The 2,679-nt window shown below is 67.2% G+C and carries 4 protein-coding genes; 2 read left to right on the top strand and 2 right to left on the bottom strand.

Features of this window, described 5'->3' with window-relative positions; translation table 11 throughout:
* On the bottom strand, positions 1 to 923 hold a 923-nt coding region (locus tag QM611_RS03820), incomplete at its 3' end, for a tyrosine-type recombinase/integrase (protein ID WP_415078576.1).
* A 29-nt stretch (positions 924 to 952) separates the two neighbouring features.
* On the bottom strand, positions 953 to 1,537 hold the full coding sequence (locus QM611_RS03815; protein WP_415078575.1) for a helix-turn-helix domain-containing protein: 585 nt from the start codon (positions 1,535 to 1,537) through the stop codon (positions 953 to 955).
* A 99-nt stretch (positions 1,538 to 1,636) separates the two neighbouring features.
* On the opposite strand from QM611_RS03815, the gene QM611_RS03810 reads away from it, so the two are divergent.
* Positions 1,637 to 1,852, top strand: coding sequence for a helix-turn-helix domain-containing protein (locus tag QM611_RS03810; RefSeq protein WP_415078574.1), 216 nt, complete (start codon positions 1,637 to 1,639; stop codon positions 1,850 to 1,852).
* Between the two features lie 168 nt (positions 1,853 to 2,020).
* Positions 2,021 to 2,679: Fic family protein (locus tag QM611_RS03805; RefSeq protein ID WP_415078573.1), on the top strand; the 659-nt coding region annotated here is incomplete at its 3' end.

Raw genomic sequence — 2,679 nt, 5'->3', positions numbered from 1 at the left:
TTGAGGGTCGCGGCGTCGATGTCGATGACGCGGGCGTTGCCGGTCTTGGTGGTCTTCGTCTTCGTCCAGTCCTCGGTGTTGATCGCGCGCCGGATGCTCACCTGCGAGGTCTTCGCGTTCAGGTCGCTCCATTTCAACGCGAGGGCTTCGCTGCGCCGCATCCCGGTGTTGGCGATGACCCACCACAGGGCGAACAGCTCGTCCTCCTTCTCCTCACGATCCCACGCGAGGAACGCGGCGAGCTGATCGGCCGTCCAGGTGACCAGCTCGGGCTTCTCCGCCCGCATCCGGCTCGCGGTCGGCGCTTTCGCCGCCTTCCGCTTCGCGGGGTTCGTGGTGAGGTGGCCGTCCTCGATCGCGGCGTCGAGGATCGCGCCGAGCACAACGTGGGCCTTGTGGACGGTGTTGGCTGACAGTGGCCCACCCTTGCCCTGCTCGTCTTTGCGGCCGTGCTGCTCCAGCTCGCGGTAGTGGCGGGCGATCCGGGTGGGGGTGAGCTTGTCGAGCGGATAGTGCCCGAGCTGCGGGCGGAGATGGTTACGGATGATCTTCTTGTATCCGGCGATGGTGGAATCGGCCAGGTGCAGCCCTTCCACCCAGGCATCTGCATAGGCGCCGAGCGTGGGGACCTTCCCGCCGAACTTCTCCTGCTCGTCGCGCTTCTTGAGCGCGTCCTGCAACGCGGCGTCAGCGTCCGCTACGGTGGCGAACCCTCCCCGGCTGAACTTCTTCTCGCCGAGGTCGGGCTGCTCCGGGTCCACCGGCACCCAGATCTGATACCGCCACTTCTTCCCCGCGGCGGTCGGGTATGACTGGATCGACCCGCGCCCACGACGCCGAGTGCGCGGGCGACGCGCCTTGGCCTGCTGCGACGCCTCGGGGTCATCGGCCGCGCGCTCTGACGGCGTAATTCGTGATGCCATGATTCTGGCTCCTCTCCGCGGTGTCCGGGCTACTCGGTGGGCTCGAAGCGGTCGAGGTAGTCGGCGGCGTCGAACACGCGTCCGGTCGGGTCGATCTGCACACCCCGTTCCCGGATGAGCCGCTGCCGTTCCTTGAGGCCGGCGAGCCGCTTGGTGTAGTCGTCGTGGCTGGCCTGGCTCGGGCTGCCGTGGCGCAGTGCGCTCTCGAAGTACTGGATGCGGTTCAGGTTCTGCACCCACTCCTGCTGCCAGTACGCCAGCAACCCCTCGCTGGTGAGGGTGAGTTCCCCGCGCGCCCACTTCTCGATCTCCTCGGACAGATACGACTCCGGCACCCCGGTCAGTGTCGTCTGCTCGTCCGGGGGCGTCAGAAGGGCGGCGGGGCTGGTGCGCAGCAGGTAGGCGATCACGGTGAGGTCGTCCACGTCCACGCGGCGATCACCGTTTTCCAACTTGCTGATGCCCGACGGCGACAGCTTTCGGCCTGCGGCGCCGAGAGCGTCGGACATGGTGCGCAAGTCCATGCCGATCGCTTGACGTGCGGCGCGGATGTTCGCGGCGACGTGTGCATTGGTGATGCCGGGAGGGTTGCCCCTCACTCGCTCTGTTTCCATAGTGAGAACATACAGCGCGGTACTTGACAATGCAACCCTGGGCTTCTACCGTGGATTGCACCCTTCTTCTCTCGCGCGGCAACGAACGGATGGTGCGACATGCGGCCGAGCACTCTCGACATCGACGACCTTCGCCGCCGTCGCAGCCTCGTCATCACGCGTCAGGAGGCCGCCGAAGCCCTCGGCGTCGATCCCCGCACGATCACGGTGGGCATCGAGGACGGCACCATCCCCTCGGTGAAGATCGGCCGCCGCGTCGTCATCCCGCGAGAGAAGTTCCTCGCCCTGTTCGCGGACGACACGACTGCCGACTGACTAACCGTGGCTCGATGGCCGCTATTTCTCGGCTAATACATCTAAAGTAGAAATAGCGGCGATGGAAGGGAGGCTGTGATGGGTAAGTACGTCGAGCGACTGTGGCATCCCGAGGACGCGAGCGGCTTGAGTCGCAAGGATCGCACGCCCGGCCGCTACCTCGCCTATGTGCCCGAGGAACTGGGCGAACGCCTTCCGGCGCTGGGCGTCGAGGCACAGGGTGCGGCGGAGGACGCGCTGGCGGTGCTCGCCCGCGCGGACGAGCGGATCGGCGCCCGCGGCCGCTACCTGAATCACCTGCTGATCCGTTCGGAGTCCATCTCGTCTTCGTGGATCGAAGGCAACCGTGTCACGCCCAAACGCCTCGCGATCGCGGAGCTGCTTAACCAGGGGCCACGTCAGGCGCTCGACGTCGTGGCGAACGTGCGGGCGACAGAGGCCGCAATCGCCGAGCTGGCCGACCATACGCGCACCATCGAGGTCTCCGACATCGTGGACCTCCAGCACGTCATCGAGCCGAGGCTCGAACGCGGGCTGCGGCAGGAGCAGAACTGGGTCGGCGGGCCCGGCTGGTCGCCGCTACGAGCCGCATTCGTCCCGCCGCCGGAGACCGAGGTACCCCGCCTCGTGGCGGACCTCGCACGTTTTGTCACCGACACGAGCGGGAACCCGGTGGCGCGGGCGGCGATCGCGCACGCGCAGTTCGAAACGATCCACCCGTTCATCGACGGCAACGGCCGCACCGGACGCGCCCTCATCCACACCGTTCTGCGCCGCGCCGACGCACTGCGGAACGCGCTCATCCCGATCAGCACCGTCTTCGCCGC

The sequence above is a fragment of the Microbacterium sp. genome, from assembly GCF_047606685.1.
Taxonomy (GTDB): Bacteria; Actinomycetota; Actinomycetes; order Actinomycetales; family Microbacteriaceae; genus Microbacterium.
Note: the sequence above shows the minus strand (reverse complement) of the source record. Positions and strands in the feature narration are given on the sequence as shown.